Consider the following 23,352-nt stretch of genomic DNA (forward strand, 5'->3'; position numbering starts at 1 on the left):
AGCTCATGGGCAGTTACGACATTTTTAATAGCTCAACTTTCGCAGGCCAAAACAGGGAGATATGCCTTGATATAGCTGGGTAAACCGTCGATCCACCGCTGTAGTTGACTGCGAATCAGTTTCGAGAGTCGTTTGCCTGCCTTCTTGGAAACATTATTTACAAGTTCAACCAATTGGCTCAATGCGATGGCCCAGTCCAGTTCGCTCACTTCGTCGCAGAGCATTAGAAATAGATTCCCCAATGTACGGTCGTCCGTGCTCTGGCGGTGCTGCCAAGCTAACAGAATATACCGTGAAAAGACAATCGTCGTGTGGCTGACGAGCATGTCATAGGAACGTCCTTGAAACTCTTTCTGCAGACGCAGTAATGATTTTGTGCATTTGAAGAACACTTCAATGTCCCATCGAATGCCGTAAATCTGTATGATTTTCTCGACCGTCAGCGTCGTATCTGTAGACAGGATAGCTAGCCATTCCTTCTTGTTGGTTCGGTGACGAACGAACACCATTTTGATCGGGATGCCTGGGCGCAGTTGAGTATGTATGGACCTTAAGATTCCTTTCTTCGTACTTTGAACGGGCGTAGCAGCGTAGTACAGCTCTTGCAAGGACAGGCACCGTCCGTCGAGTAAATATCGTTTGTTGTCCGCCTTGACCATTCCGATGACGTCCAGTCCCCTATCCAGCACGGCTTGAATCAACGGAGCGTGCGTGAACCAACTGTCCATCAATACGTACGAGGCATTCATTCCAGCAGACAGAGCACGGTCAATCATGGCAGGGATGATATCTGGGGCCGGGAGAAGTGATTCCATTCTGCGTTTGTATCCGTGAGTGCGTTTATCAATCGATTGACCCAAGCCTTGAATCTGCGACTTGACGGAACTGAGGAGAGAAAAGTCCACTGGGACGAATGTATGACCGTCAGACCAGCCTAACGTCAACATACGAAATCCCTTGTAGTAGCAATTCCGTGCATGGTCTTTGAATCGAGCCAAGAGTTCCACGCACTTACTCCTGTTCCGCTCATACATGGAGTCATCGACAACGAATACGCTGACACGCTTGTCAGATGTTAACGAACTGGTTTTGTTCACGGCCTCCACACTGAGCAATAGGAGAAAGCGTCGCCATGCAAATCCGGCATGATTGAGAAAACGGTACACAGCATCCTTGCCAGGATATGATTCTGACTTTGCGCTATCAAGAAATTGAAACCAGTTTCGATGATGGAAGATGAGCACAAACACAAGCTGGAATAGGTAGGAACACGCAACCCCAAACCTCTTGGTGATGCCAGCATTACGCAGATGCTTAAGGACCTTTAGTTCTTGAAAGGCAGGACGAATTTCGACAGGCAATTGATTGTTGTTTTCCGTCTCATAACCTATCATATAGGAGAGCACCTCTTCCGGTATGGTAGTGTTTGGTCGCATTTACTATACCAAAGGAAGTGGTGCTTTTGATTTGTCAACGCTAATATTCTAATCCGTTCAAGTCTTTACGCCACAAGGGCTAGCTACACATTTCACTCTGCGAAAGTTGAGTTAATAGGTCTACCAAATTTTATTACATCAATAATTGTAAGTCACATAGTTCGATAAGAATGTTGCACATAGTGTTGAAACACGCAGAAACCAATGCCCGTGTTAGTGATTGTACGTGATCAACAACCTCGCTCTTGAACTAACCTGCCCCTAAGCTACATTACAACGTCCATCATTCGACTGAATGACCATGTACCAATCGATGGAGCAGCTTTTTCAATTCTCACCCCCGTTGTTCAAGGAGAATATACTAATCATTTAATCCCTTTCCATTGAGAATTTGCTGCATACATTTTTCAACCCTTGACTCTCGAGTTTTGGATTGTTTGGGTTGAGAAAAATGAAGAATGTATGCTCTTTGCCGTCCCGGCGTCAATGCTTCAAAAGCAGTTTTCAAGGCAGGGATTTCATCGAATTTATTTTTAAGTTCTTCAGGAATTATGAATTCTGTCGTCTTCTTAAAATCCACTTCCAAACCGGCTTTTTCAACTTCAATGGCTTCATAAATATAGGCTTTCAAGATGGTTTCCATTTCAACTATTTCCTGAACATTGGTGAAGCGAATCTGGCGCGCCGCCTGTACATTCTCCGTTTGTTGGATTAGAATCCCATGGGCATCCTGTAACAAGGCACCTTTGTGAAACAGAAGCGCACAATATTCTTTAAATCCATGTATTAAAACTATGTTTTTTTTCTCAAACGTGTAACAAGGATGCATCCACTTAAATTCTTCGGTCAGCTCACAGTCAAGAACGATATTTCTCAACTTCTCATATTCCACCTTCCATTTTTTAGATTTACTTAAAAATTCATCAACCTTAGGATTCATTCTACTATTTGTCATCAAGGAACACCCCTCATCAATTTTTCGTTCAGCTGACAGTCAAGCAGACCTGGCTTGGAAAGTTACAGGGAGCTTATGTCGCTATTCTGCTCCGTTAACGCAATTAGGGGTAGTGCCAGCGAAGCTGTTAGCACCTGCTAAGCAGATGGAATATAGTGGTATTTACGTTCCGGAAATCAGATACAGCCGCCATGCGTGTACAAACAGATCACTTGATGGGCAATAGATACCATTAAGTGATCTGTTTTATGATGTTGGGCTATTTCACTATCGTACCCATTAATTTAGCATTGGGGAATGAGATGTTTTAGTACCGAATGCGGTTATTGTTCCAACACCTTTGCAAGCTCGCCGCACATGTTAGTCCAGCCATACTTAGCGCCTTCGAATGCCTGATCATTTGTGATTCCGGCTTGTTCGAGATGAAGGTTAACCTTTCCGTCCCCTAAATCCTGCAGCGTCCAGGTGACCGTGTTATTCTGCCCTAAGCTGACCCAAGTATAGGACAACCGGTTTGGTTCGTCCACGATAAGCACTTCGCAGTCAATAATTCCATTCCACCCATTCATCGGTGGCATGCGAAACTGAAAACGGTGTCCTACGACGGGCTTAAAATCATTTTCCATGACCCACTTGGCAAGCTTGCTTGAATCGGTTAAGGCGGACCAAACCTTCTCGATCGATGTCGTGTATTGAAAATCCAAGGATAATGTTGAACTCATTCTTCTTCCTCCTCTAATGGTTGGTTCAAGCGCAACATATTCGTACTCCAGAACTTGCTGTAGAAAGCCACCCAATCTTGAATTTCTCTGAGTGGAGAGGCGTTTAGCCTAAATCGCGTTTCTCTGCCGACTTTTCGGTCGGTTACGAGACCGGCATCTTTAAGTAGGGTCTGATGAATGAACTACGCAATGACCACGGTCGTGCCGAAATCTGTTCCAAAAAGTTCTCCGAGTATGAGCAAAAAAAGAAGCCGTAGCCTCTTTTCGAGATTCATAATCAGTAACTGGATGGCAATGACCGTCTCGCTTGTCTGCCGAAGGCGCGTTCGCATTAAGCCAAGCCCGTAGATGCGCTTGCCTTCACCAAACTTTCCTTCACTGCGTTGCGCTCGCCCATATCTTGTTGTTCCATTTTCTTTTGCTCACGGTCGACTTGCCTTGGTGGTCGTCCAAGTTTCGGACCACTCATCCGGATTCCATGGTCTTTGCAGTACTGAAGATTCTCACGTGTCCTGTAGATTTTGTCCGCCAAGATGGTCTCCGGATAATATCCGAAACGCTCAACGTACCGCTCCACTGACTCAATTAGCGTCGAACCCTCGTTGAAGCTGTCCCAACTTGTTCTCTCCATCAGTGTATATCCTTCAACCACACTGATTGACACCTTTGCACCAAACTCCACATTTGCTTTTGCCTTTCCACGTACAATCGGTCGAACGTCGGGTTGTGCAATGCTTACGATTCTATCGTCCACCCGATGACTACGGCTCTGATACATTTCTCGCTGTTGCCGATATAGCTCACCAATGACCAAAAGGTCACGATATTGTCGCCGTGAGAGTGCCATGAGGGGAGTGCAATGTACGAGTTGTTCAATGAATTTCAAGTTCCGTGCCACATAACGCAATTGCCGACCGACAGCCTTGCGAATCTCAGCACGACTCGGCTTACGGTTCTTCGCGGTCCTCAAGTAGTCACGACGTGCTTGACGACGTCGGTCTCTGGGCTTCTTCACTTCGCCCTTATGCGGCGCGTGAAGCGTATCAATGATGTCTTCCAGCTTCTCCCGCGCTCTGTTTAACAGCGACAGGTCTGTCGGATACGCGATGTCTGCCGGTGTACAGGTTGCGTCCAGAATGAGCTTCCCTTGATGGGTTTGAGGCTCCTGAACCTCAGCTTTTGATTGACTGTTTACTTCGGACTGTCCAGATTCCCTGGGGGTTCATTGTTGTTTTGGTCATCGTCGCCATTCTGCTCATCCTTCAGTCCGGCTTGCACGATCCACTCATTCACTTGGTTGATGACGTCGGGTCCCAACCGTTTGCGAAAATGGGTGAGCAGAGACGGGTCAAACGGGGGTTCTTCTTGATACGCCGGGAGACCAATGAAGTATTGAAGGTACGGGTTTCCCGTGATGTGCTGGACCAAATGACGGTCTGAAAAACCTTCCCGCTCCTGAATAATCAGGGCACCAAGCGCCATCCGAACCGAAACCGCACGTCCGCCCCGAACGTCCTTGCTGAAGTGCTTGCTGAAGTGCTTGCTGAAGTGCTTGCTGAAGTGCTTGCTGAAGTGCTTGCTGAAGTGCTTGCTGTACTCCTGTTCTACACGTCGCCATGGGATGAGATACGAAAGTTGAACCCAGCGGTTGTTCTCGCTAAGTCGTCCCCCAAACGGGAGAAAGAAGTTTCCGGGAAGTATCTGTTGGTCCTGATGATTCGCGTACAATGCCGGTCCTCCAAGTGCACGGTTTTTCGCTTGTTCCGCTCAAAATCGATACACTTTACTTCGACAAATCATACGCTGATTCCTTGCCAAGCGTGGGTTTATGGTTCATTCAGTAGACCCTAAGTATTGCCAAATGCTTTGAAACCGCCGCTCGTCCCATTTGAAAGTGAACTGTTAAATCGTGGAGAGGCAATTCTTCCACATCCGCCAGAAGACGAAGCAGTTCACGTCGAGTCGGGTCGGCAACGGCAACATACACATCCCTCAAAATCACCCCCCCTTGCTTTCACGTTATTAAAAGACACCGATTGGTGTCAGATTTATAATAGGATACTAATTGGTGTCGTGTCAAGCAGACCTGGGCTTGGAAAGTTACAGGGAGCTTATCGCGCTATTCTACCCAGATGATCAATAACATTGCGCCCAGTGGCACTATACGAACGGTTACAAATCATAAGGCGGTATGGCTATCTCTTCGGCATAACTGCCCTTGAGCGACATTTCTCACACCTAGATGAACTCTATATTAATGCGAAAAACATTGCAGAGGGATTACTCAATTCTCGCTCCTGTTAGCGAAACAGTACGTGGTCCTTATATAGCGCGGAGTACTCGCTCGGAAAAGGGCCTACGTTTATAATGAAGAACAGAACCAACTTAGGAGTGAAGTACGTGATACGTGTACCAGCAGACCTGAATGAGCTATGCGATGCATTTGCCGTCAATAACGAAGAAATTGAGCATTATCTGGACATAGAAACTGGCAAAGTCATCATGTGGATGGACCCCATCGCGACAGGGATTCGAGATGAGGAGTTGGATGATGAACTCGAAAACGGGTTTGGTGAGAGATACTTTCATCTTCCCAAGATTGAATCACGTGAAGCATATCAATTGATGGTCGAATTCACGGAAGCGTTGACTTTTTCTTCACTTAGAGACCGCCTCGAAGCGGCATTAAGTGGACGCAAACCATTTCGCGCGTTTAAGGACGTTCTTTACGATTTTCCCGAAGAACGGGAGCAATGGTTTACGTTTGAGCGTAATGCTCATCGACGACAGGTTTTGCAATGGCTGGAATTGAATCATATTATACTGGACTCCCTGTGACATTTACGGCATGTCTACGTCGTTAAAGCCCCTTTGATATGAACGACACCGTCAAGCCCCGTGTCGTGATGGGGTTGAAAGCCCGGACCGAAGGCAAGGTTCGTCGACGGTTGGCACACTGATATCCGTGGGTTGGTTACCACATTTCGTACCTCCGTCATGGGACTGCCTCGGACTAGCTTCGTGCGTCAGGTTCTGGACCTTGCACAATCGGGGAACGAGGTTTCCCCGTACCGGATTCCTGTGCCTTCAGTCCCGACCTTCAACCCTAATTAGAATTATTCTTTACTACAGTTCTTTTCCAAAACTTATACTGCAGTCGATGTCTCCATCTGCCGCTCTGCCTCACAAGCAATCGCCCATATAAATCCCGTCAATTCTCTTGCCACTGAAGTGACGGCTACATTGTGATACTTACCTCGTGATATCATCTTCACATACTTTCGATGAAGCCTGTCCTGTGCTCGCCAAGCAATGTCCTGAATCTTGGGACTCTGTCCCTCTTGCCGCTTACGAATCTTTCCTTTAATAGCGGGTTTGTATCGGTAACACCAGGCAGCCTCACCAAGAACCCGTCTGAGACGGGCATTCCCAGACTTCGTGATTCTACCCTGCTTTCGAGATACACCACTCGAATACTCGGATGGTACCAGTCCGGCATATGCCATTAACTGCTTTGGATTCCGGAAACGACGAAACTCCCCAACCTCAGCGACCAAAGAGGTTGCGATGACCTCTGCAACACCCTTCAGTGTTTGCAAAGCCTGAATCACTGGAGCTCTCTCGCTTTCCGTTGCCTCCAAATGTATAGCTGCCTCAAGACGTTTGAGACGTCCCTCAATCTCGTCTAAATGATGCAAATACTCCTGAAACACCACTTGTTCTCGACGATCCGTCCATTTGAGACCGTCCAGCCACCGACGATACATCGCCCCCCAAGCACTAAGTTTAGTTTCAGGACGCCGATTGTGTCTGAGCAGGAACTTGGATAACCGATGTCTGGCCCGTGTACGGTCTTCCACCACATCTTCCCGTGCCCGCACTAACCCCCGTAATGACTCGTTTTCCTCATTCGGGACAAAGACTGCAACCAACTCTCCAGCACGGAACAACTGTACCAATCTCAACGCATCTCGCTTGTCTGTCTTCACTCGGTCTCCATGGCGAACCGGAATGAGGGACACTGCGACAACGGTACACGGCACGTCCATTGCGCGCAGTAGTCGATACAGTCCATAGCCTGTCGGCCCAGCTTCGTCGCAAAACTCCAGTTCTACACCATTTGCAGACAGTCTATGTACTAGACTCCTTACAGCTTCCACCGTATGAGGGAACATTCCGATATATCTCGGTTCTCCACGCCTTCGTCTGCTACCGCAACTGCGATATTTTCCTTAGATACATCCAAACCTACAAACTTTGTGATAGTCTTCATAGTAAGGCTCTTTCGTATGTGGCTCTGCACTGTTCTCTCAAGTCTCAGTGTCATCCACGATGTGCGAAACGGAGCCGATGTCGTTCATTATGACTAGTTCAATAAGCACCCTAGTTATTTTTAAACTATATATTTCGCAGATTCTTTATTCACAGACTGGATTATAATCAACAACCCCTATGTATAGGCAAAAGGGGCTGTCCCAAAAGGGTCGTACCAAATCATCCAGTCCCAACATCATATAGAAAAGCCTCCAAATCCACAGTGAAAGTGGAGATGGAGGCTTTTTGTTTTAAGGAATTCTTAATCAAAGTGGGGCTTCAAAAATCCAAAATTGACTTTTGGGACACCCCCTTTGATTGGTGGAGGCGATCCGTATCAGTCCAAAACCACGACCTCCACCATGAATTTGAATAACGTTGGCATTGTACAAAGTTGGATGAATATCAATACACCCAGCCCGCCACCAACCATCAGGTTCCGACCTTCTGTTATCATTGTTGTATAAGTTAACTGTAAACCATCCATCGTGAAGAACGATTCCAAGGACGAGGGGTCTGAGTGTGCTTAGCATCCTAAATGTGGATTTATACCAACGAGACGCATAGAGGAAAACAAGGGTAAATAATACGATATGATGTATGTTTATTCAATGTGAAAAAGCCATCTTATTGCATATTAGCCCCCGTTTGTTCAAATAGCCTCTCGGCATTTGGTTTTTATTGGTCTCTCAAGGTTTTGGACCTAGAGAGATTTTCATTTGCCCCCACGTTCCCTCCATATGCCGAGGGTACTGAATTGGAAATTCAAATACGAATTCGGAACAAATTATGCTGGAACATCAAATAACACTTGACTTTTTGGAATCATCCCAATAATCACCGAGAAGGGCTTAGCCGTCCTATCTCATCCATATTGGGGTTGTGTTATGTTACCTATCCTTCGGTCTCACCAACAGTATCAATCGTTCATTGAGGAACGTCTTCGCCTGCACTACTCGAATGGCTCACTGTTGTTCATCGCCAAAGACTGGGCGCTCGTAGCAAAATTTTGGGTCACAGATCTCTCTGACACCTTCCAGTGCGTCAAAGGTACTTACTCGTGTCGTGGTCCCCAATCCATTGACCCTGCGAACCTACTCCGTTCCTACCTTCTCATGCTTGAGGTTGGAGAACCATCCATCACGAAGTGGGTGAACCAGCTCCGCCGCTGCCCGTTATACGCTATCCTCAGTGGTTTTGAGTATGGTCACACCCCGGGCGTAGGTACGTTCTACGATTTCTTTGGGCGGCTATGGAATCACGTTTCTCCCAACATTGCATCTAGGCGAAGACTTAGTCGAAAGAAACCCAAGAGAGGAAAAAAGGGAGAAAAGGCGCCCACTACCAATCCAAAGAGAATTGCCAAACTCATATCTCAATTGCAAAGACGTACAGCCATTCGTTCACAGCCTTTTGACGTGCTGCTTCGCCTCTTCCAACAACAATTTCTCTCTGTCTCCTCTTCACTTGGTTTGTTAGGAAATGTACATGCCCTGTCCATCGCTGGTGACGGTATGCCCGTGCAAACAGCAGCCCAGATTCGTAGCAAGCGAATTTGTTCCTGTCGTGACCAGGGAAAAATCAGTGCTCCTGTCATCGCCAGTTCTCACAACCAGACTGCGACATGGGCTGGGACAGCTACCGAAATAAGTTTTACTTCGGCTACCACTTATACAGCCTTGTCGCTGCGGATAGCCCTTACGACCTACCGATTTACCCTAGGCTACAAAGGGCTTCCCGACACGATGCCACATCTTGGGTCGTGAGTGCCCGTGAGTTCAAGGCATACTTCCGAGAATACACCTGGGACAGAGTTCTTCTTGACGCTGCACATGATGCCATGGCGATTTACGAGTATCTAAGGTCACAAAAGATTACACCGTTCATCGACATGAATCAGCGCAACACGGGCAACAAGAAATACAAAGACGATATGATGATCTCTCGAAATGGGGTTCCGATTTGCAAGAAAGGGCTGGAGATGAGAAACCGTGGATACGACAGCTCAAGAGCCCGTCGCAAATATCACTGTCCGCTTGTCGTAAAGGGAGTGGTGACATGTGACACGCCATGCTCCGTTTCACCTTACGGAAGATGTGTCCACACATACACCAAGGATAATCCCCGCTTGTTTCCACCCGTCGCTCGCAACAGCAACGAGTGGACCAATATCTACAAACGCAGAACCACCTGCGAACGCAGCAACAAGCGAGCAAAAGAGGATTACCACCTCGAAGCCGCCAAGCATCGCAGCACCATGATGTGGACCATCCGGGTCTATGGCATTGCAATGTGTCAACACATTGACGCTTGGTACCAAGAGAGCAACCTGGACCTAAAGCCAATGCTCTTGTCAGCTTGAGAACACCCCAATCATACCATCTCCAGCGATGACTTTTTAAAAATCCCATCGTCATCGCTTTGTTTGCTATACCCTTTTTCAAGGAACCTTGCCGAACAACCATGAAGCCGATGGTTACCAGTTCATTTCTGGAAATTCATCTGGTTCATGTAATTTTCTAACCATCCAATACCGAGAGGCTATTCAATATCAAACCGTCAAATATAGTAATAGAGCGTGTCCGAAAAGCCCACAATTTTGAGTAAATAGCAAAACGCACCGATCCGCAAAACTGGTAAAATTGAAGGTATCCAGCCGTCAAATTTTCCAGTTCTGGAGGTGCGTTTTTCCATAGATTTGCAGTTAGACCTGCTTCCATACGCCTATTATAACACGCTTGGCTTCGACCCCGAACTCATTGATTACGTAGATCACATTGACGACTCATTCCTGGACCTGCTCGTCGGACCCCTGTACGACAAGAGAGGACGCAGACCCGCATCTCCAATCGCCTATTTCCGGATGCACTATCTGTATTTCACTAGGCCGGAGATTACCTCATTCCGTCAATTGTGCAAACAGTTGCGAGACCCAAAGAACCAGGCGTGGCGCAGCTTCATCGGTGTACCCAATCCAGCAAAGGTTCCGTCACACCAGAGCCTGAGTGACTTCCGTAACAAAGTAGGGCCGGACGTATTCGAACAAATTCGTGACGAGTTTATACGTCAATCCATTCACATGGAGGGATTCATCCAGGACACCCTCGCCGCTATTGACTCTCGTCCGATTTACGCCAATGTCAACGGATACAAGAAAAAACGCTGCGATTGTGAGGTTAAGTCAGTTTGCACATGTGAAAAAACGTTTTCTGACCCGGACGCCACCTATGGGGCACAGCGCAGCAAGGTGAACCAGAACCGTTTCTTCGTTGGTTACCGGAAGCACTCGATTGCAGTAAGAACATCTCAAGGACCTGTGGCCTTGTTGTCTATCCTTAAGCCTGCGAATGTGGGCGACATTCGAGTGATGCTTCCACTGATAGAGAAACTCCGGCAGATTAACGAAATGCGCACTCAGTATCTCGTTGCCGACATGGGTTACATAGATGCGGATGACCAGAAGGAGGCATACCACAAACACAGTATGGCTGTGGTTACAGGGTTTCGCAGTGGTATGGTGATGCCAGAGGAATGTAATGAACATGGGCAACCTGAGTGCGAACAAGGCGAACGACTGATTTGGGATGGCTTTGACTGGGAAACGGCCACTTCCTGGTTTCGTGGGGACTCAGAGAAATGCCAGTCATGCCCGCTATCCGGGGTATGCAGCAGGCAATTCGAATTTTCCTTTGACGACAAACCGATTGCATACGGCCCGGTGCCACAAGGCACCATGCTGCATGCCCAGATGCTTGATTTCAGAAGGCAGATTGAGCTGTCCTTTGCGCAAGAGTCCAATGAGTTGACAACAGTTATGAAACACAAGAAGGTGCCTGTACGAACAAACAAACGAGTACAGTCCTTCTTCACCATGCAGGATATATTCCAGCTCATGCAGGCGAGGATAGGTCACATTCGAGAGACCATGCTGCCTGATGACCACATAGAGCGAATTACACAAATGTATACAGTCCAGGCCGAGCAATTGAAACTCGATATCGCTGCATAGGCAAGCAGAACCTGGAAAATAAACAAAAGCCAATGTTACTGACAAGGGGTTCGTGCGCCCATTTTCAAGGGTGAGCAGGCAATGTGTTCCCATACGGAGGCATTCACCAAATTACCAAGTAAACTTATCCCATATCAGGAAGCCTGTATTCATGTATTTGGCTAGACATTTACTCGAATCGGATGCTTTTCGGACAACCTCTACAATGCACTCCTAATATTTTAGAACACATATATTCAGCTATACGGACAGTGGACTATCGTCCCATCTATTTGCGGTGGAGCGACAATCGAACTACCTATCTGTGGTGTTCTCGACAAAATTGGATTATGTACAGGATTGCAGCATGCGGTTGCATCCGTCAACTAACATCAGGGCGATTGCTTTTTTCATTAAATCACCTAGTTAGTGGCCCCTGAAAAAGTCTACATTTTTGCAGCGGTCAGGTCGGCCCGATTCGGATGAAGTGTTTCTATTAGGAGTTATCGGTGATTGGTATCCACGTGCCAACTTATTTGCTTACCTGGGCTGCTCTTCTTAGGTTGTGGGTTAGAATTCCGAACCCAACCCACACCGCCGTGCCCGAATGTCCACGGAATCGGCTGCGGTTGAGTCCGTACTTCTGTTTTAAGAGGCCAATCTTTGCTTCTCCTGCTGCTCTAAATCGCTGTAAGTCCTTGTACCAAGGTTCCTGCTCCAGCTCTGTCCGTTTCTTACTTTTCTTTCCTCGAAACGGAGTGTGACATGTTTTCCCCAAGTTCCTCTTGCAAGACCCGCTCGTTTTTACGGCTGCCGAATCCCCGGTCGGTTGCTACTGCATGAGGTGCGGAGCCAAATATCTCTTGGTGGTGTTCCACTGCAGGGATCAACATCTCGTCATCAGATGGATTTCCAGAGTAGACTGCGTAACCGGTGACAAATCCGCTCTCCGTTTCGTCAATCCGGACCTTGTATCCAAACTCAACCTTCTTGGCCAGCTTACCTTTCTTAATTGGCCGAGCCATCGGGTCATAGATGCTAATCAGTCGGTCTGGAATAATACGGTTTCCGCTCACTACCTGTTTGGCCTGCTCTAACAACCGCTCAGTTTGATCCACCAAAGATTGCAATCCGTGCTTTTGCTTTTGCACAGACTGCTTCGTTGACCGCTGTAGCTTTTCAATCACTGATTCTGCCTGCTGCAGAACACTTTCCGTAATCTCGACTACGTCCTGCGTAATTTTGTTCACTTCATCCCAGGACCGGCTCATGCGTCGGCGCAACACTTTCGCGAAAGACAGCACCTTTCGTTTTACGATGTCAGTTTGGTCGACAAACCCTTCTGTAGCGTGGGACGCCACCTTACGAATCTTGTTTATCGTCCGAGTAATGGCACTTACCCCGTCCTGTAAGAGCGTTGCATCCGTTGGGTGATGGATATCCGACTCCACCACCGTGGTGTCTGTACGAAACTTGCGATGACGAATGACTCTTTCTTCGCTGAGTTTCTTGACTAGCAATTCATTTAGATGTTCAATCGTGCCCTCACCATACCGCTTACGAGCTTTGGAGTGTGGTTGCGTCAGGAACCTTTTGGTCAATGGCGATATGACAGAACCGTCTCCAGTGAAGACTGTCGCTGACCTCCTGAACGAGTGTTTCATCGCCCGGCTGATAACGAAATTTGATATACATGAGTCGAAGATAGGTCTGAACGGGGACAGTCGGACGTCCCATGGTGGTATTAAAGTTCTCCAGGAATGGCCACATGAATCGCTCGTCATTCAAAATCTGGTCGATACGTTCAAGTTCCGCAGGTAGCGAAAGCAGAGATTCGGGGAGAATTGAGTCCCATAGTGTCACTTGATTTTGGTGAGTTCGTAGCATTTTCTCATGCCTCCTAACAGGATTCCCGAGGCATGATGCCGAATTCTCAAGCAAAAGGAATTCGCACACACCTCGGGTGGATCTGTGATTGTCTCGACAACAACCACTTCACCAACGGGCATTGCGATTCCTTTTCTTTATTCAATTCGTGGACTTTTTCAGGGGCCACTAGCTAGCCAAGCACCCGCACCCATGGACAAGGTACTAGCCAACGCACCAAAAAACCAGAAACTAATATGGTGTGACTGTTCGTTGTATACCCTGCTACACCTGCGATGATACCAAAAATGGCACCTAAACCATTATTAACGCCATATATCGCATCGCCAATCCAATCGGCGACATTGTCCTTCTTTTCCATGCCTAGAACGTCGTCAAGTTTCTCAGTTGGGGAAAGCACCGCCAAGAATCTCACCTCTCTGTTCAGTTGATGCGCGACCATTATCGAATCAAATGTAAATATTAGTCAACGGTAATTCTCATGATGCATATGTTCTAAATCGGGGTATTATAGTCCCTTTACACTGGGGGATAATTCATTCAAATTTGTTTAAGATAACAAGCCCATCACATCAGGGATTTCGACGTGTTGAAAATGCGAGTGTCCAAACGTGAAAAAGACGCAGCCACAAGGCTACGCCCTCTCACATAAAGTCGACCATCTAGGTGGTCATCTGTAGTGTAGCATTGTCTGAGGATTGCTCTATATTTCATAGGAGCGCTGATGTGGATAGTGTGCCTTAAAAAGGGAGCGGGCATCCATACATCTGGACGTATGATGGATGCCCCGATCAAGCTCCCTCCCCTGCGTTATTAATGTGGTCAGTTAGTCGAGAGATATGTACATAAAAGGGGCATCACATCGTATTCAGATGCGTATCTCTCGGATACATAGTGTGTTGTTGAATCGAGATCGCTGACCTATCGCGATCATTCTTTATTCGTATTACGAAGAAGTGGTATCGCCACCAAGACTGCAAATACGGCAGCTATGATTCCCAAAAGAAGTGGACTTGGTAACCCGCGAGAAATCCGCCAATGCCTCCACGGCGCGGAAACAGGAATCATCACAACAGCGGCAATCAATCCCACAACAAGCGCACTGCTGTTGATGCCTAGTCGGCGTGCACGCCCAGGCACGCGAAATTCCGATTTTTTGCTCCAATCACTCGCGATTAGACGTGGTACCTTTCGGATGTGAGCATAGATATGGACGGCGATGAGCGGTAACCACAAAGCGACACTCACGGCATGAATCTTGAAAAAGAGTCCAGTATGGGTGGGGCCAACTAACGCGAGTCCGAACCCACTTATAAAGACCAAAAGTGTAATGATAACGAGAAAAGGTGCTAACAACCGGAGCCAAATGTTAGGCGGCCCTTTCTGAACGAAAACAGCTGATCTCGTATAGAAACGAAAAAATCGGTAGCCTGTACTAAACATTTTGACGATAAGTGGTCCAGATAAAAGTACACCGACAAAAATATGAACGGAAATCAGCTCGTGTAAATTCGCTGTGATGACAAGTTCTATCACGATGAGTACAAAAAGCACAGCGCCGGCAAGTGCTGTCATCCGTTCGTTACGGACGACGCGCGTGGAGCGTTTTTTAGTTTGGGTCGATGGATGATGCATCAAGTCACTTCGCTCCGCTCTATATTAATGATTTGTTTCTGTCGTTCCAAATATCTCAGTGAGGTGAGTCGAGATGGCATAGCTCTTACATTACAGAGGGTTGTTCGAATTTGTCTTAGAACAGTGCAATGACTCGCCATTATCACCATACGTCGGAGCAGCTCCTGGCCATAGTGTAACGGTACACCCTCATTACCATCCGTTATTATTCAAAATTGATTTAGAGATTTCGTCACTATAATTTCTACTTTGAAATGTGTTTCGAAAGCCATGTACGTGTAAACGCTGAATATACATCAGACGCCGCAATACGAGGGGAAATGATGATGCGGATTTTGGTCGTGGAAGATGACGACGCATTGCGCGAAGTCATTTCGAAGATTCTAGAAGAAGAGTCCTTCCAAGTGGATAAGGCGGCAGATGGTGAGGAGGGCCTATATTTCGCCGAAACAGGTGTGTATGATGCCCTCATTATCGATATCATGCTACCAGAACTGGACGGAATTAGTTTGATTAAGCAGATTCGGAAGAGGATGATTCAAGTCCCAGCTATCTTCGTGACTGCAAAAGACAGTGTCGACTCAAGGGTTGCGGGACTAAATGCTGGTGCAGACGATTATTTGGTAAAACCATTTGCGATTGAGGAACTCTTGGCCCGCGTTCGTGCACTGGTGCGTCGAAATCGAGGAATAGACACCGAGATGACACTTAAGTATGGTCCGCTCGTACTCCAACCGGTGAAAAGACAAGCGAGCGTTGACAACGAACAGCTCACCCTCACAGCGAGGGAATATGACCTGCTTGAGTACTTTGTGCTGCACAAGGGACAAATTTTAACACGGGAACAGATCTTTAATCGGGTGTGGGGAATCCATACAGAAACAATTGAATCGGTCATCGATTTATACGTGCATTACCTGCGTAAGAAATTGAGTCCATCCGGCTTAGATAAACATATTCGGACGATTAGAAGTGTTGGATATATGCTTAGAGAGGAGTAGTTTAGGTGTTTCGAAAGACAAGACTACGCCTAGTATTCATAAATTCGATTGTGTTTTTCTGCTTGTTGCTGATTTTCGGGGCGGTGCTCTATTTCTTCACCGAGTATCGATTGTACAGTCAAGAGGATGAGACTTTGATTGCTACGGCGCAGCAAATTAAGCAGGGGGATGATGACAACATCGACGAGCACACGCGTAGTAATCCTTCAGGTGATCCATACTATGATGATCCCGATGAGATCGATGAAGACAGACAGTCGCATATCGTTTACGTACTACCAGATGCAACCGGCAAACTACTGAGACAGCTACCTAATACTCTTTCGACAGGGGCTTTAGCGCAGTTGCCTGCACAGACACCGACGGATCGTGCGAGTACCATCCGTTTAAATGGGGCTGCATTTCGGTTGTATACCATTCAGGTTCCCGCCGGTTTGGTGAGCCAGGGTAATTCCAGTGTACGGGAAATTCAGCTTCTCTATAATCGTGAAGACGATGAGGCGATGCTCGGCAGTTTAAGGACGGTTATCGAAATCAGCACTATCATCTGCGCAGCATTAGCCGTGGCCGCTGGCCTTTACCTCGCCAATCGAGCATTAATTCCGATTCAAAAGTCCTGGAACAAACAGCAGCAGTTCGTCGCTGACGCATCGCACGAACTGCGAACTCCACTTACGGTGTTGCAAATGCACCTTGAGCGGTTGTTCCGGCACCCTTCGCACACGATCGAACAAGAGGTCGAAAGCATCCTGCGGCTCGTCAAGGAAACGACCCGAATGCGGCGGCTCGTCTCCGATTTGTTGACACTCGCGAGGGGAGACTCCAACCAAGTGCAGTTGATGATGAAGCCTGTACGGCTTGACGTTGTGATTGACGTTATCATTGAGCAGTTTCGAGATCTAGCAATGATGAAAGGCATCGACATTAAGGTATCCACAACGACTCCTGTGACCATTCGAGCGGATGAAGAGCGTATCCAACAGTTGTTGACGATTCTGTTAGATAACGCTGTGAAGTTTACTGGGCATGGAGGCTCCATTGAGGTGAATTGGTCGGTCGTGGGGAATGCTGTCCACCTTGCGGTTTCGGATAATGGCATCGGAGTATCGGAAGAGGATTTGCCCAAGCTATTTGATCGCTTCTTCCAGGCCAATAAGGCTAGATCAAACGGAGGTACGGGGTTGGGCCTAGCTATGGAAGCAATGGGCCCGTATTGGCGAATGTATCGGTGAACGGACGCGATCAAAATACGGTTTCCTACGCCAAAACAGGCAGCTCGTCCGACTGGAGTACCGTTTGGGACGAAGTATACTTACCGCTCGGAACCGATGTTATCCACTTTGACTCAGGCAATGGTTCGGTTTCTTTTGGCTGGCTCGATGTGCCCAGTCGCGGTAGCACACCGGATCACGGCCCGGTCACCACATACCAAGCGGAAAACAACATATATGCGGACGCACAGATTGTCGACGAGTATAATGCGGAAAATGGCGAAGTCGTTGGGGATATCAATAACCCAGACAGCTACGTCAACTTCAACAACGTCGACGTACGCAGAACCGGAACATATTCCATCACCGTTCGCTATGACAACGGTTTAGGCAACTGCACCGATGAAGTGTCCGTCAACGGCGACTCCGAAGTGCCGCTCAGCTTGCCAAGTACGGGCGCATGGAATACTTTCAATACCGTCAGTTTCGACACGACATTACAACAGGGCGAAAACTCCATCCTATTGCGTCATGGATCAAACTACGCACAGATTGACGACATTGTCGTTTCGCCAGTGAAATAGCGGATCGAGTCGGCTTCGCCAAGTTGCCGAAAGAATGAAGCGCCGGTGCTTTCATCCTGTACGTTCCAATTGATGAGGAACGTGCGGGATGAAGTTTCAAAATCTTTTCATCATCTCTATAGCCCTTACATATAGCTGTTATCAACTCATCTCTGGGAGGTCCATCAGAGACTCCCGAGCCGTAGACAATATCAGCGCTAATGTAACCAGTACCCTGAACATAAATCATATACACCAGGCAGACAGCCCCCAAATAATCTGGAATTATCGGGGCCTCTTTCCGAAGGTGGGCCCAAAGCTGGCCGCAAAAGTAAACATTGGTAGACCGGCCTGTCTGAGAAACGTTTACTGCTGGATTCAACACCGAATACACATACGCTACAATGAATGTTTATAATATTGGAAGTGGAACTTCTTATTGCCCCCGATCGTTCAAGAACACTTACTGTGCTGCATCCAAATGACCATGTACACAACCCAACATAGTTACCCAACCATGCTATCTAGGAAGTTCATTTCACCGCTCTCCGCTTGAATATCCCCTTCTTGAGTTGGAGATTCCATGATTTATAAAGAAGAGTTCCTCTATAAAGTTATTCCCTGGCTCATGCAAATCGCGCAAATTGACTCATATACAATCCGTGGTAGAAACCACGCTGCTCCAACAACTCATCGTGAGTACCACGTTCCACAATCTCTCCGCCGTGAATGACAAGGATCTGATCCGCATTCCGAATGGTGCTCAGCCGGTGTGCAACCACAAAACTTGTACGGCCTTGCATCAATCTGTACATGGCCTCTTGAATGTGGAGTTCCGTACGCGTATCGACACTGCTCGTGGCTTCGTCGAGGATTAAAATCCCAGGATCCGCTAGGATAGCACGCGCAATGGTAATAAGTTGTCGCTGTCCGTGACTGAGATTGCTTCCCTCGGCGGTGAGCGGTGTATCATACCCCTGCGGGAGTTTGCGGATAAACGCATCCGCGTTCGCCAGCGTAGCAGCGGTCTCCACATCCGCATCCGTAGCACCTAGTCGCCCGAAGCGGATGTTTTCACGTATGGTACCGGAAAACAGATATGCATCCTGTAAAACGATGCCCAATTGACTCCGGAGCACTTGTTTATCTAACGTGCGAATGTCTACGTCGTCGATGGTAATGGTTCCAGACTGGATCTCGTAGAACCGCGTAAGCAGGTTCACGATGGTTGTTTTCCCTGCTCCAGTAGGGCCTACTAACGCGATGGTTTCGCCAGATTTGGCGTGCAACGAGACATTTTTCAGGACGGGTACGCCGTCTACGTAACCGAAGTTGACGTCCTGCAACTTCACGTCACCCACAACGCGAAAATCGGAATGAGTGTCGACATGCAGCTGACCAGATTCGTCCTCGTACTCGGACGGTTCATCGAGCACCTCGAACACACGTTCAGCGCCCGCAACAGCCGATTGAACCATGTTGTACTGGTTGGCCAGCTGATTGATGGGCTGACTAAACTGCCTCGAGTAGTTGAGAAAGCTAACGATCACGCCGATTGTAATCATATGGTGAAACGCCATTAATCCCCCAGCCACTGCAATGACGGCAAAGTTCAGATTGCCCGTCGCATTCATAAGCGGGCCCATCGATCCAGACAAGCTTTGGGCCCTCACGCCGACCTTTCGCAACCTGTCGTTGATAGTTCTAAACTCCTGCAGGGCCTTCTCTTCCCGGTGAAACACCTTGATGACACGTTGGCCGGTGATGGTTTCTTCCACAAAGCCGTTCACTTCACCGAGGTTCTTTTGCTGGTACGAAAAGTACTTTCGTGTGTATGTGGTAATTCTCTTCGTAATGGTCGTTATCAGCGGAATCGTGACGATCGTCACGATTGTCATCCACAAATTCTGACTGAGCATCATGACTACACTGCCGACCAGCATCAATGCGCTCGATATCAGTTGAATCACACTCTGATTCAGCGTGTTCGACACGTTGCTAATGTCGTTTGTGGTTCGGCTCATCAATTCCCCATGGGTCCGTGTATCAAAATAACGGAGTGGTAGTGTCTGGAACTTCACGAATAAATCATGACGCATCGCCCTGACTGTGCGCTGCGACACGCCAGCCATTACGAATTGCTGGATCCAGGTGAAGAGTACGCCGCACCCGTACACGGCCAGAAGAATGAGACACATCTGCCAGAGTCCAGTTGCGTTCCGTGGTACGATGTAGAGATCAACAGCCCGACCTAGGAGATAGGGAGCCAATAGCGAAAGACCGGTGGATATCGCTGTGCTAACGAGGACAGCAATAAGTCCAAGACGTTGCTGTCGCAAATAGCCCCAAATTCGACGAACGGTCGTTTTCGTATCCTTCGCTCGTACTTTCACAATCGGTCCTCTTCCGGGGCCATGACCCATTCCCATTTGAAACGGATTTGGACGAGGTCCCGCGTTTACTTCTGCCGCAGGCTTTGCCATGTCAGACAACCTCCTTTCCGAACTCAAATTTGTTCATACCGAGCTGGGATTCGTAGATGTCCTGATAAACCTCGCAGGTTTGCATAAGCGCCTGATGCGTACCTTCTCCTACGATTTTGCCGTCTTCTAGCACGAGAATCTTCTCAAAATCTAAAACAGAGGAAATTCGCTGTGCGATGAGCAACGTCGTAGCGTCCTGCATGAGACTTCGGAGGGCAAGCTGAAGCTTGGACTCGGTGCTGAGATCGAGCGCACTGGTACTGTCATCTAAGATGAGGATGGGCGGCTTCACCAAGAGTGCGCGTGCTATCGCAATACGCTGTTTCTGGCCCCCGGACAAATTTACGCCCCGCTGACCGACGACCGTGTCGTATCCGTCGGGCAATCCCACAATAAAGTCATGTGCCTGCGCCGCTTTGGCTGCTGCCTCAATGTCGGAGTCGCCTGCATCTGGTCGACCAAACGCAATATTCTCGCGGATGGTGCCGCTGAACAGGATCGATTCCTGTAGCACCATACCAATTTGACTGCGCAGGACACCTAGGTCCATGTCCCGAACATCGATTTCGTCAATGCGGACATCACCTCGTGTCGCGTCGTACAGTCGAGGAATCAAATTCACGAGAGACGACTTTCCTGCTCCGGTCGATCCGATAATGGCCACTTTCTGGCCAGGCTCAGCCACAAAGCTGATGTCGCGCAGGACCAACTCATGTTCTGTATTGTTTCCATAAGAAAAGGAGACATGATTGAATTCAACGTGTCCTTGCACCATGAAAGAAGACGCTGTGTGGTCTTTGTTCGTGATATCAGGGTCAGTGGACAAGACTTGTTTTATCCTATCTGCGGATACTTTAGCTTGCGATATATTCGTGAGGATCATACCTAACATCATTAACGATGAAAGAATCTGCGTGACATAGTTAATGAATGCGATCAGGTTTCCAAGCGGCATCGTCCCATGCCAAACCGCGTGGCCCCCGTACCACAAAACAGCGACGGCGCTTACGTTCAAGATGAGGTTCATGACTGGCATATTGAGCGCCATCACTCGGGCCGCTTTTACCGCCATAGCCGTATAAGCATTGTTGGCTGTTTGGAAGCGATGGATTTCGAAGCGGGACCTCACAAAGGCTTTGACTACGCGGATGCCCGTCAGATTTTCTTGCACCACCGTATTCACGCCATCCAAACGCGCCTGTACGGTGGAAAACAGGGGGTACGAGGCACGAATTAAGAAGTAAAGAAAGATGGCAAGTGCCGGGGCAGCAACGAGAAGTATCATGCCCAAGCGGAGACTGAGCGTCAAGGCCATGACGATGCTGCCGATGGCCAATCCCGGTGCCCGGATCAACCCCTGTTGTGACATCTGAATGAAGTTCTGCATTTGAGTGACATCGTTTGTCATACGAGTGATGAGCGATCCGGTTTGGAATTTATCCAAGTTGCGAAACGAAAAAGTCTGCACTTTTTTGAACAGCGCCTCACGGATATCCGCCCCGACGTTTTGAGAGGCCATGCTAGCAAATACGTTGCACCCTACCCCTGCGACCAACCCAATGATGGTGATGCCAACCATGATGGCGCCGGTCACCAGGATTTGATGCAGGTCCAACTGTATGACACCTTTGTTGACGATGTTCGCCATATATTTCGGTTGTAGTACATCCATAAACACCTCAAGGATCATGCAAAGAGGTGCAAGGGTAGCCACTTTCCAATAAGGTTTTAGATAGCGTATTAAATCCCTCATACAGTCGTTTTGTCTCCCCTCTTGTTTCAACCGTTGGTTTCAGGAGGGGCAGAGGCATTCGGCTCATCGGATCCGCCACCGAGTTCGGAACCGCCATTTGATTCTTTGGAGCCATTGCTGCCTTCGCCGCCTTGTTCGTCCAACTCATACAACTCAAACATGGCAATGAACTCGTTTCGAACCATGTCAATCGCCTTCAATTCCCCTCTAATGATTGGGTGGATTTCCTGCAGCTCAGGCTGTTCCAACTGTTGTAGCAGCGTCATCCGCTTGACGTTCAGTGACTCTACAAAAGCAAGCGCACGTCCACGTCGGAACGTCTGCGCTCCTCCCCCATGCTTGTGGTGTTCGCCTTTGTGCCCGTGCCTGCCATGTCCGTAGTGTTCTTGGTGTTTCATCAAGATCAATCTCCTTTGTATACAAAAGTATTCAAATCTTTATATGCCCAAACGTATACCATTGCATACATATTGTCAACATGATTTGGTTCCATCGTTCAGGTCTTTGAAGAAAGCCGTTGATGCACGGGCAATAGTTGAAAAGCTAGTCGATGAAAGTAAGAACAATGAGTACAAATTGGAGACGAGCACAACTACCTGAGAGGCACATAAACGTGTCTCTTTTTGTTGTGTAGAAATTTGTCGGAATTTTTGTCGGGAAAAATGAACGGAAATTTGGATGAAACGTATATCCGAAACACCTTCTGATAGCGAACGGTTTTTGTCATACAAAACCACATCGAACGAAGGCACATCCGAAGGAGGAATAAGCATATGACGAACAAGCCTACATGGTCACCGATGGACTGGCAGCCGGATGATGAATGGATTTCCGTTGTGGATGTCATGAAGCACTTGAAATGCTCTCGCGCTACGGGTCACCGCTGGTGCGAGGAAGGTAAGCTTCCAACGATGCAGGGGCCCTAGAGGAGTAAAGGTGCTAGGCGGCTTTTTACGTCAATCAGCCAAAATGGGGCGAATTTGCTGAGTCATGTGCCCTTCGACAGGACAATCCTCTAGACATAAATCTAAACAGACACCAACAATAAGGAGGGAAATTTATGTACGGAGCATTTGGCGGGTATACCCGATGGGCTGTAGTGTTCTTAATTATCTTTGTTCTGTTCTTCTTGCTTGTACCAGCCGTTGGTTATGGCGCAGCTACCAGCTGTGCGGGAGCATACTAATAACTCGTTCTTGGATATGTGCCAACACAAACCTGTTGCACAACGACTCCCGCATAGGAAACCAATAATAAGGAGGAATTGTCCATGTATGGAGCTTTTGGTGGATATACTCAATGGGCTGTAGTGTTCTTGATTATCTTTGTTCTGTTCTTCTTGTTTGTACCAGCCGTTGGTTATGGCGCAGCTACCAGCTGTGCGGGAGCATACTAATAAGAGAT

The 23,352-nt window shown here is 47.9% G+C and carries 18 protein-coding genes and 4 pseudogenes; 9 read left to right on the forward strand and 13 right to left on the reverse strand.

Features of this window, described 5'->3' with window-relative positions:
• Positions 1–32: 32 nt before the first annotated feature.
• The 6 genes and pseudogenes from NZD89_RS24155 to NZD89_RS24180 form a co-directional block, all read right to left on the reverse strand.
• A complete protein-coding gene (locus tag NZD89_RS24155) occupies positions 33–1,394 on the reverse strand; it encodes an IS4 family transposase (protein WP_268005231.1) in 1,362 nt (453 codons plus the stop codon).
• A 403-nt stretch (positions 1,395–1,797) separates the two neighbouring features.
• The gene (locus NZD89_RS24160; RefSeq protein WP_268005232.1) at positions 1,798–2,391 is read right to left on the reverse strand and encodes a YdeI/OmpD-associated family protein; all 594 of its coding nucleotides are present in this window, start codon (positions 2,389–2,391) and stop codon (positions 1,798–1,800) included.
• 323 nt (positions 2,392–2,714) lie between these two features.
• Complete coding sequence (locus NZD89_RS24165) at positions 2,715–3,113, reverse strand: SRPBCC family protein (protein WP_268005233.1); 399 nt, start codon at positions 3,111–3,113, stop codon at positions 2,715–2,717.
• A pseudogene (locus NZD89_RS24170) lies at positions 3,110–3,289 on the reverse strand (ArsR/SmtB family transcription factor); the annotation flags it as partial. The gene NZD89_RS24165 and the pseudogene NZD89_RS24170, both read right to left, overlap by 4 nt.
• Positions 3,290–3,295: 6 nt before the next feature.
• Positions 3,296–4,841, reverse strand: a pseudogene (locus NZD89_RS30170) (IS5 family transposase).
• A 118-nt stretch (positions 4,842–4,959) separates the two neighbouring features.
• Positions 4,960–5,115: pseudogene (locus tag NZD89_RS24180) on the reverse strand (ArsR family transcriptional regulator); the annotation flags it as partial.
• A 398-nt stretch (positions 5,116–5,513) separates the two neighbouring features.
• Here NZD89_RS24180 and NZD89_RS24185 point away from each other — a divergent pair.
• Complete coding sequence (locus tag NZD89_RS24185) at positions 5,514–5,951, forward strand: UPF0158 family protein (RefSeq protein WP_268005235.1); 438 nt, start codon at positions 5,514–5,516, stop codon at positions 5,949–5,951.
• Between the two features lie 308 nt (positions 5,952–6,259).
• On the opposite strand, the gene NZD89_RS24190 is transcribed toward NZD89_RS24185, so the two are convergent.
• Positions 6,260–7,288 (reverse strand): IS110 family RNA-guided transposase, encoded by a 1,029-nt coding sequence (locus NZD89_RS24190; RefSeq protein WP_268005236.1) that lies wholly within the window; start codon positions 7,286–7,288, stop codon positions 6,260–6,262.
• A gap of 1,763 nt (positions 7,289–9,051) precedes the next feature.
• Here NZD89_RS24190 and NZD89_RS24195 point away from each other — a divergent pair.
• Positions 9,052–9,789: a transposase gene (locus tag NZD89_RS24195; protein WP_268005237.1), complete on the forward strand. Its 738-nt coding sequence runs from the start codon at positions 9,052–9,054 to the stop codon at positions 9,787–9,789.
• Positions 9,790–10,107: 318 nt separating this feature from the next.
• Complete coding sequence (locus tag NZD89_RS24200) at positions 10,108–11,436, forward strand: transposase (RefSeq protein ID WP_268005238.1); 1,329 nt, start codon at positions 10,108–10,110, stop codon at positions 11,434–11,436.
• 511 nt (positions 11,437–11,947) lie between these two features.
• Here NZD89_RS24200 and NZD89_RS24205 read toward each other — a convergent pair.
• The 3 genes and pseudogenes from NZD89_RS24205 to NZD89_RS24215 all read right to left on the reverse strand — a co-directional run bounded on the left by NZD89_RS24205 (position 11,948) and on the right by NZD89_RS24215 (position 14,940).
• Positions 11,948–13,302, reverse strand: a pseudogene (locus NZD89_RS24205) (ISNCY family transposase).
• Between the two features lie 172 nt (positions 13,303–13,474).
• The gene (locus NZD89_RS24210; protein ID WP_268005239.1) at positions 13,475–13,708 is read right to left on the reverse strand and encodes a VIT1/CCC1 transporter family protein; all 234 of its coding nucleotides are present in this window, start codon (positions 13,706–13,708) and stop codon (positions 13,475–13,477) included.
• 524 nt (positions 13,709–14,232) lie between these two features.
• The gene (locus NZD89_RS24215) at positions 14,233–14,940 is read right to left on the reverse strand and encodes a hypothetical protein (RefSeq protein WP_268005240.1); all 708 of its coding nucleotides are present in this window, start codon (positions 14,938–14,940) and stop codon (positions 14,233–14,235) included.
• Between the two features lie 323 nt (positions 14,941–15,263).
• On the opposite strand from NZD89_RS24215, the gene NZD89_RS24220 reads away from it, so the two are divergent.
• From NZD89_RS24220 to NZD89_RS24230, 3 genes are read left to right on the forward strand one after another with little or no spacing between them, the layout of a single operon-like run.
• A complete protein-coding gene (locus NZD89_RS24220) occupies positions 15,264–15,938 on the forward strand; it encodes a response regulator transcription factor (protein WP_268008605.1) in 675 nt (224 codons plus the stop codon).
• A gap of 5 nt (positions 15,939–15,943) precedes the next feature.
• On the forward strand, positions 15,944–17,170 hold the full coding sequence (locus NZD89_RS24225) for a sensor histidine kinase (RefSeq protein WP_268005241.1): 1,227 nt from the start codon (positions 15,944–15,946) through the stop codon (positions 17,168–17,170).
• Positions 17,167–17,733: a carbohydrate-binding protein gene (locus NZD89_RS24230; protein ID WP_268005242.1), complete on the forward strand. Its 567-nt coding sequence runs from the start codon at positions 17,167–17,169 to the stop codon at positions 17,731–17,733. Before NZD89_RS24225 ends, NZD89_RS24230 begins: the two co-directional genes overlap by 4 nt.
• Positions 17,734–18,338: 605 nt before the next feature.
• Here NZD89_RS24230 and NZD89_RS24235 read toward each other — a convergent pair.
• From NZD89_RS24235 to NZD89_RS24245, 3 genes are read right to left on the reverse strand one after another with little or no spacing between them, the layout of a single operon-like run.
• The gene (locus tag NZD89_RS24235; protein WP_431308645.1) at positions 18,339–20,195 is read right to left on the reverse strand and encodes an ABC transporter ATP-binding protein; all 1,857 of its coding nucleotides are present in this window, start codon (positions 20,193–20,195) and stop codon (positions 18,339–18,341) included.
• 1 nt (position 20,196) lies between these two features.
• Positions 20,197–21,948, reverse strand: coding sequence for an ABC transporter ATP-binding protein (locus tag NZD89_RS24240; protein WP_268005243.1), 1,752 nt, complete (start codon positions 21,946–21,948; stop codon positions 20,197–20,199).
• A gap of 26 nt (positions 21,949–21,974) precedes the next feature.
• On the reverse strand, positions 21,975–22,346 hold the full coding sequence (locus NZD89_RS24245) for a hypothetical protein (RefSeq protein ID WP_268005244.1): 372 nt from the start codon (positions 22,344–22,346) through the stop codon (positions 21,975–21,977).
• A gap of 375 nt (positions 22,347–22,721) precedes the next feature.
• On the opposite strand from NZD89_RS24245, the gene NZD89_RS24250 reads away from it, so the two are divergent.
• The 3 genes from NZD89_RS24250 (at position 22,722) to NZD89_RS24260 (ending at position 23,344) form a co-directional block, all read left to right on the forward strand.
• Positions 22,722–22,874 (forward strand): MerR family transcriptional regulator, encoded by a 153-nt coding sequence (locus NZD89_RS24250; RefSeq protein WP_268005245.1) that lies wholly within the window; start codon positions 22,722–22,724, stop codon positions 22,872–22,874.
• Between the two features lie 134 nt (positions 22,875–23,008).
• Complete coding sequence (locus NZD89_RS24255) at positions 23,009–23,134, forward strand: hypothetical protein (protein WP_268005246.1); 126 nt, start codon at positions 23,009–23,011, stop codon at positions 23,132–23,134.
• 84 nt (positions 23,135–23,218) lie between these two features.
• A complete protein-coding gene (locus NZD89_RS24260; RefSeq protein WP_268005247.1) occupies positions 23,219–23,344 on the forward strand; it encodes a hypothetical protein in 126 nt (41 codons plus the stop codon).
• The last annotated feature ends 8 nt before the right edge of the window (positions 23,345–23,352 follow it).

This window comes from Alicyclobacillus fastidiosus (assembly GCF_026651875.1).
Taxonomy (GTDB): Bacteria; Bacillota; Bacilli; order Alicyclobacillales; family Alicyclobacillaceae; genus Alicyclobacillus; species Alicyclobacillus fastidiosus.